Origin of the sequence: Streptomyces sp. NPDC005408 (genome assembly GCF_040606445.1) — a bacterium.
In the GTDB taxonomy this organism is placed as follows: domain Bacteria; phylum Actinomycetota; class Actinomycetes; order Streptomycetales; family Streptomycetaceae; genus Streptomyces.
The window spans coordinates 56,924-63,717 of record NZ_JBEXEX010000044.1 but is presented as its reverse complement, the minus strand read 5'-3'; the positions used below and the strand labels follow the sequence as shown (position 1 = coordinate 63,717).

Here is a 6,794-nt window from a genome sequence, read left to right as displayed (position 1 = left end):
TTTTTTTGTGGTTGTGACTGGTGTTCTGTGGTGTGATCTTGGGTTCACCAACATACTACCGCGGGGTGTTTGGGTCTTTCCAGCCCCGCCGGCGTTTGAGGTGCGGGTTTCGGGGCGGAGCCCCGACGGGCACCTAGTCGCGTCGCAGGCTCGGCTTGAGGTCCTTGAAACGGCCGAGCAGACCGTTCACGAACGACGGGGACTCATCGGTGGAGAACTCCTTGGCGAGCTGTACCGCCTCGTCGATCACCACCGCGTCCGGGGTCTCGTCCACCCACACCAGCTCGTACGCGCCGAGCCGGATGATGTTGCGGTCGACGACCGGCATCCGGTCCAGGGTCCAGCCGACGGCGTAGGTGGCGATGAGGTCGTCGATCCGGTCCGCGTACTGCGCGTACCCCTCGACGAGCTCCATGGTGTACTCGCCGACCGGCGGCTGCCGGTCGTCGGTCCGCGAGTGCCGGACCCAGTCCGCGAGGACCGTCTGCACGGACGCACCGCGCTGGTCGGCCTCGAAGAGGATCTGGAAGGCGCGCTTGCGGGCCTTGTTCCGGGCAGCCACGGTTAGCTGTTCACCCGGCCGAGGTACTCACCGGAGCGGGTGTCGACCTTGATCTTCTCACCGGTGGTGATGAAGAGCGGGACGCCGATCTCGAAACCGGTCTCCAGCGTGGCGGGCTTGGTGCCGCCGGTGGAGCGGTCGCCCTGGACGCCCGGGTCGGTGTGCTGGATGGTCAGCTCGACGGCGGCGGGCAGCTCGACATAGAGCACCTCGCCCTCGTGCTGCGCGACGCTGGCGGTGAAGCCCTCGATCAGGAAGTTGGCAGAGTTACCGACGGCCTTGCGGTCGATGTGCAGCTGGTCGTACGTCTGCATGTCCATGAAGACGAAGTAGTCGCCGTCCATGTACGAGAACTGCATGTCGCGGCGGTCGACGGTGGCCGTCTCGACCTTCACGCCGGCGTTGAACGTCTTGTCGACGACCTTGCCGGAGAGCACGTTCTTCAGCTTGGTGCGCACAAAGGCAGGGCCCTTGCCGGGCTTGACGTGCTGGAACTCGACGACGGACCAGAGCTGGCCTCCGTCGAGCTTGAGCACCATGCCGTTCTTGAGGTCGTTCGTGGAAGCCACGGTTGCGGAATCTCCTGGACTGACGCTGGTGGACGACCGAGGAAGCGCGCTGCAGCAGAGCTAGAGCGCGAGCAGCTCCTTGGTCGTGATGGTGAGTAGCTCGGGTCCGCCGTCCGCCTCCTGGCGCACGACGAGCGTGTCATCGATCCGGACCCCGCCCCGGCCCGGGAGGTGGACCCCCGGTTCGACGGTGACCGGCACACAAGCGTCCAGTTTACCCATGGCTGCGGGGGCGAGCTGCGGGTCCTCGTCGATTTCGAGCCCGACGCCGTGCCCGGTGAGGGGTGCGAGGCCCTCGCCATGGCCCGCCGCGTCCAGGATCTGGCGGGCCGCGTGGTCCACATCGCGGTACGCGGCGCCCGGTGCGAGAGACTCCCGGGCGGCCCGCTGAGCGGCGAATACGAGGTCGTACAGCTCGATCTGCCAGTCCGCGGGGGTCGTCCCGATGACGAACGTACGGCCGATCTCGCAGCGGTAGCCGCGGTAGTTCGCACCGACGCATACGGAGAGGAAATCACCCTCTTCGACCCGTCGGTCGGAGGGGCGATGACCGCCTCGTCCGGAGTTGGGACCAGTGGCGACCGAGGTCGGGAAGGCGGGGCCGTCGGCGCCGTGGTCGACGAGCCGCCGCTCCAGCTCCAGGGCCAGATGCCGCTCGGTACGGCCCACCAGGATCGACTCCAGCAGTTCCCCGAGGGCCTGGTCGGCGATCTCGGCCGCGATCCGCAGGCAGGCGATCTCCTCCTCGTCCTTGACGACGCGCTGCTGCTCGACGGCGAGCCCGAGGTCGGCGAGGCGCAGCCGCGGCGCGACCGAGCCGAGCGCTCGGTGGCGGGCGACGGTCAGATGGTGCTCCTCGACGGCGAGCGACTCGACGCCCGCGATGCGCGCCTGCTCGGCGGCGGCCACCGCCGGGTCACCGGCCGAGGTGGGCAGGACGGTCAGCCGCAGTTGTTCGTCGGGGCGGCCGTCGGCGGGATCGCCGGTGGGCGTGCCGGGGCAGAGCAGGACGTCTTCGCCGGGGCCGAGCAGCAGGACGGCGCCGGGCGGCGCTCCGCCCGCGAGATAGAGGACGTTCGCGGGGCGGGAGACCAGAACCCCGGCGCTGCCGGTGGCCGCGCACCGGTCTCGCAGCCGGCCGCGGCGGGTCCCAAACACCTCTGACATGTTCCGAGCCTACGAGCGGTGGCGCGGCCCGGCCTGGTCAGCGCGTCCGACCGGGGGTGGGCACGGCGGGGTGCGCGGGCTACCAGTTCGGCGGGCTGGCGATGGACCGGGCCAGAACGTCGTCGAGCACCCGGGCGGTGGTCTCCACGTCGTACTTGGAGTTGTCGATGATCGGCAGCCCCGATCCGTACCAGCCGGCCATCCGGCCGTGGATGCTGGCGACTTCCTCGTCCGAGAGACGTCGGTTTCCGCTGCGCTCGGCGTTGCGCTCGAGCACGATCTCAAGGCCGGGGAGCAGCACGACGGGCAGCAGTCCGGGGCCGACATGGCGCTTCCAGCCGCCGAGGCCGACGACCGGGCGGTCGGGGAAGACCGCGTCGTCGACGACGCAGGAAATTCCGTTGGCCAGGAAGTTCCGGGCGGCGAAACCGCAGGTGCGGCGGGCGAGGCGGTACTGCGCCTCGGAGTGGTCGTTCCAGCCCGACTGGGGGTCGGCGAAGCCCGAGCAGACCCATTCGCGTACGTCGTCGAGGCTGATGTGCGCGGTGGGGACGCGGCGGCCCGCGGCCCAGTGGCGGGCCACGGTCGTCTTGCCCGCTCCGGCCGGGCCGATGAGGAGGACGGCGAGGGTGGCCGTGCCGGTGCCGCTGTCGGCCGGGGGCGGCGCGGGTATGGGAACCGGTCCGCCGGGCGGCAGCTGGATGTGCCCCGTCGTGTCACGGGACGGCGGGGCGGAGGCGTGCCGGGGGGTGGGCCCGGTCCAGCCGGGGGCGGGACGCCCGCCGCGCGTCTGCGGCGGCCCGGCGGGGGGCGGTCCAGCGGGTGTCCCGGGATGCGCGGGTGCCGGGGGCGGCCCGGCGGGCGGCTGCCCCTGCGGCGGCGGAGGGCAGGCCGGCGCGCCAGGAGGTGGTCCGGGCCGGCCCTGCGGCGGGCGCCCGGCGGGCGGCTGACCGTGCGGCGGTGGCCCGGCGGGAGCGCCCGGCGGCTGGTGCTGCGGCGGAGGGCCCGCGGGCGCGCCCGGCGGAGGTCCGGCGGGAGCCCCGGGCGGCGGCCCCGGGTGGTGGGCGCTGTGTGTCCATCCGGCCCCCACTGCGTGCTGCATCCGGTGCCACTCCGTCTCGTACGACTGACGCTGGTCAGGCGCCGTCCCGGCCGCCCTGCTACCGAACGGTACCTGCCCGTCCGCCCCCAGTGGGAACGGCCGGGCGCGGCCCGAAGTGCCCTGTCAGCCAGTCAACTCCTCGGCCAGCGCCCGCAGAGCGAGCCGGTACGAGCCGATGCCGAAGCCCGCGATCGTGCCGCTGGCGACCGCCGCGACCACCGAAGTGTGCCGAAATGCCTCACGGGTGTACGGATTCGAGATGTGCACCTCGATGAGCGGGGCGGTCCGCTGGGCGGCCGCGTCGCGCATCCCGTACGAGTAGTGCGTGAAGGCACCGGGGTTGAGAACGACCGGAATTGAGCCGTCCGCGGCCTCGTGCAGCCAGCGGATCATCTCGCCCTCGTCGTTCGTCTCCCGGACGTCGACATCGAAGCCGAGTTCCTTGCCGAGTTCCTGGCAGGTCTCCACCAGGCCCGCGTAGGAGGTCGCACCGTAGACGTCGGGCTCGCGGGAGCCGAGCCGCCCGAGGTTGGGGCCGTTGAGTACCAGCACCTGACGGGTCACGCGGACACCTCCCCGTACGCAGCGAGCAGCACCGCCGGGTCCGGGCCCTCCAGCACGGTGGGCTTGGCGAGGCCGTCGAGGACGATGAACCGCAGCAGATTGCCGCGGGACTTCTTGTCGACCTTCATGGTCTCCAGGAGCTTGGGCCACTGGTCGCCGCGGTAGGTCAGCGGCAGCCCGACGGACTCCAGGACGGAGCGGTGCCGGTCGGCGGTCGCGTCGTCCAACCGCCCTGCGAGACGACCCAGTTCGGCGGCGAACACCATGCCGACCGAGACGGCCGCGCCGTGCCGCCACTTGTAGCGCTCGTTCTTCTCGATGGCGTGGGCGAGCGTGTGACCGTAGTTGAGGATCTCCCGCAGGCCCGACTCCTTGAGGTCGTTGGAGACGACCTCCGCCTTGACCCTGATGGAGCGCTCGATCAGCTCGGCGGTGTGCGGTCCCGCGGGGGTACGCGCGCCCTGCGGGTCGGACTCGACGAGGTCGAGGATCGCGGGGTCGGCGATGAAACCGGCCTTGATGATCTCGGCCATGCCGCTGACGTAGTCGTTGACGGGCAGCGAGTCGAGCGCTGCGAGGTCGCACAGCACCCCGGCGGGCGGGTGGAAGGCCCCGACGAGGTTCTTGCCCTCGGCGGTGTTGATGCCGGTCTTGCCGCCGACCGCCGCGTCGACCATGCCGAGCACCGTCGTCGGTACGGCGATCCAGCGCACCCCGCGCAGCCAGGTCGCCGCGACGAACCCGGCGACATCGGTGGTGGCGCCGCCGCCGACGCCGACGATGACGTCGGAGCGGGTGAAGCCGGTCTGGCCGAGCGCCTTCCAGCAGTACGCCGCGACCTCGACGGTCTTGGCCTCCTCCGCGTTCGGCAGCTGGATCGCGATGGCCTCGAAGCCCTGCGATGCCAGGTCCTCGCGGATCTCCTCACCCGTCCCGGCGAGCGCCTCGGGGTGCAGTACGGCCACGCGCTGGGCACGGCCGATGAGCCCGGGCAGCTCGCCGAGGAGCTGCCGGCCGACCAGCACCTCGTACGGATCGGAGCCTTCCGTGCCGCCGACCTGGATACGGGTCACTGCCTGGTCCGTCATACGTCCTTCAGCTCCAAAGCGTCGAGGACCGCCTGGGCGACCTCTTCGGGGGTGCGGTCGTCGGTGGCGACGACGACGCGCGCGACTTCCGTGTACAGATGCCGGCGTGCGTCCATCAGCTCGCGCCACTGGCGGCGCGGGTTGACGGCGAGCAGCGGGCGCGCCTGGTTCAGACCGACCCGTCGGACCGCTTCCTCGACGTCCAGCGACAGATAGACGACGGGGAGCCCTGCGAGCAGCTCGCGGGTCGAGTCGTCGAGGATCGCGCCGCCGCCGAGGGCCAGTACGCCCGGGTGCTCGGCGACCGCGGCCCGTACAGCCTGCCGTTCGAGCTCACGGAAGTACGGCTCGCCCTCGTCGACGAAGATGTCCGAGATCTCCCGGCCCTGGGCCGCGACGATATCCGCGTCGGTGTCCCGGTAGGGCACGCCGAGCCGCTCGGCGAGCATCTCGCCGACGGTGGACTTGCCCGAGCCCATGGGCCCGACCAGGACGATCAGCGGGACGCTCACCGGATGTGGAGGTTGTCGAGGTACGACTGCACGTTGCGCCGGGTCTCGCCGACGCTGTCGCCGCCGAACTTCTCCGCGACCGCGTCCGCGAGGACGAGCGCGACCATCGCCTCGGCGACGATCCCGGCCGCCGGTACGGCACAGACGTCGGAACGCTGGTGGTGCGCGGCCGCGACCTCGCCGGTGGCAACGTCGACGGTGGCCAGCGCACGCGGGACGGTCGCGATCGGCTTCATCGCGGCCCGTACGCGCAGCAGCTCGCCCGTGGACATGCCGCCCTCGGTGCCGCCGGAGCGGCCGGTCGAACGCCGGATCCCGTCCGGTCCCGGAACGATCTCGTCATGGGCCTGGGAACCGGGCACCCGGGCGAGCTCGAAGCCGTCGCCGACCTCGACACCCTTGATGGCCTGGATCCCCATCAGCGCGGCCGCGAGCCGGGCATCGAGCCGCCGGTCCCAGTGCACGTGCGAGCCGAGGCCGACCGGCACTCCGTAGGCCAGCACCTCGACGACACCGCCCAGGGTGTCGCCGTCCTTGTGGGCCTGGTCGATCTCCGCGACCATCGCCTTCGATGCGTCGGCGTCCAGGCAGCGCACCGGGTCTGCGTCCAGCTTCTCGACGTCGGCAGGGGTCGGGTACACGCCGTACGGCGCCTTCGCCGCGGCCAGTTCGGTGACATGGGAGACGATCTCGATCCCCGCCGTCTCCTTCAGGTACGAGCGGGCAACGGCGCCCAGCGCGACCCGGGCCGCCGTCTCACGGGCGCTGGCGCGCTCCAGGATCGGCCGGGCTTCGTCGAGCGCGTACTTCTGCATGCCCGCGAGGTCGGCATGACCGGGACGGGGCCGGGTCAGCGGGGCGTTCCGGGCCAGCTGGGCGAGCTCGTCGGGGTCGACCGGGTCCGCGGCCATGACCTTGTCCCACTTCGGCCACTCGGTGTTGCCCACCATGACCGCGACGGGCGAGCCCATCGTCAGGCCGTGCCGTACGCCGCCGAGGAAGGTGACCTCGTCGCGCTCGAACTTCATCCGGGCACCGCGGCCGTAACCGAGGCGACGCCGCGCGAGGTGGTCCGCCACCATCTCGGTGGTGATCGGCACACCGGCGGGAAGACCCTCCAGCGTCGCCACCAGTGCGGGTCCGTGCGACTCCCCCGCCGTCAGCCAACGCAACCTGCTCAACGGTGCTCCTCCTGCTCGCGCCTGGAACTGCGACGGCGCGACCGGGTGC

8 protein-coding genes are annotated in these 6,794 nt (G+C 71.6%); all 8 read right to left on the bottom strand.

Going from position 1 to position 6,794, the window contains the following annotated elements; all coding sequences use genetic code 11:
* Nucleotides 1-133 precede the first annotated feature (133 nt).
* The 8 genes from nusB to aroC all read right to left on the bottom strand — a co-directional run bounded on the left by nusB (nt 134) and on the right by aroC (nt 6,745).
* A complete protein-coding gene (nusB, locus tag ABZS64_RS30260; RefSeq protein ID WP_355836572.1) occupies nt 134-562 on the bottom strand; it encodes a transcription antitermination factor NusB in 429 nt (142 codons plus the stop codon).
* A gap of 2 nt (nt 563-564) precedes the next feature.
* Complete coding sequence (gene efp / locus ABZS64_RS30255) at nt 565-1,131, bottom strand: elongation factor P (protein ID WP_355836570.1); 567 nt, start codon at nt 1,129-1,131, stop codon at nt 565-567.
* 60 nt (nt 1,132-1,191) lie between these two features.
* Complete coding sequence (locus tag ABZS64_RS30250; protein WP_355836567.1) at nt 1,192-2,298, bottom strand: aminopeptidase P family protein; 1,107 nt, start codon at nt 2,296-2,298, stop codon at nt 1,192-1,194.
* A gap of 79 nt (nt 2,299-2,377) precedes the next feature.
* Complete coding sequence (locus ABZS64_RS30245) at nt 2,378-3,400, bottom strand: AAA family ATPase (RefSeq protein ID WP_355836564.1); 1,023 nt, start codon at nt 3,398-3,400, stop codon at nt 2,378-2,380.
* Nucleotides 3,401-3,523: 123 nt separating this feature from the next.
* Nucleotides 3,524-3,964, bottom strand: a complete 441-nt coding sequence (gene aroQ / locus ABZS64_RS30240; RefSeq protein ID WP_266489356.1) for a type II 3-dehydroquinate dehydratase — start codon at nt 3,962-3,964, stop codon at nt 3,524-3,526.
* A complete protein-coding gene (gene aroB, locus ABZS64_RS30235) occupies nt 3,961-5,052 on the bottom strand; it encodes a 3-dehydroquinate synthase (RefSeq protein ID WP_355836560.1) in 1,092 nt (363 codons plus the stop codon). The genes aroQ and aroB overlap by 4 nt, the downstream gene beginning before the upstream one ends.
* A complete protein-coding gene (locus tag ABZS64_RS30230) occupies nt 5,049-5,564 on the bottom strand; it encodes a shikimate kinase (protein ID WP_355836557.1) in 516 nt (171 codons plus the stop codon). The genes aroB and ABZS64_RS30230 overlap by 4 nt, the downstream gene beginning before the upstream one ends.
* Nucleotides 5,561-6,745, bottom strand: a complete 1,185-nt coding sequence (gene aroC / locus ABZS64_RS30225; RefSeq protein ID WP_355836554.1) for a chorismate synthase — start codon at nt 6,743-6,745, stop codon at nt 5,561-5,563. The genes ABZS64_RS30230 and aroC overlap by 4 nt, the downstream gene beginning before the upstream one ends.
* Between the last annotated feature and the right edge of the window lie 49 nt (nt 6,746-6,794).

What these genes read in the sequence shown, in the direction of transcription:
- ABZS64_RS30250 (WP_355836567.1), bottom strand. Translation starts at nt 2,298, where the DNA reads ATGTCAGAGGTGTTTGGGACCCGCCGCGGCCGGCTGCGAGACCGGTGC.
- ABZS64_RS30245 (WP_355836564.1), bottom strand. Translation starts at nt 3,400, where the DNA reads ATGCAGCACGCAGTGGGGGCCGGATGGACACACAGCGCCCACCACCCG.
- aroB (WP_355836560.1), bottom strand. Translation starts at nt 5,052, where the DNA reads ATGACGGACCAGGCAGTGACCCGTATCCAGGTCGGCGGCACGGAAGGC.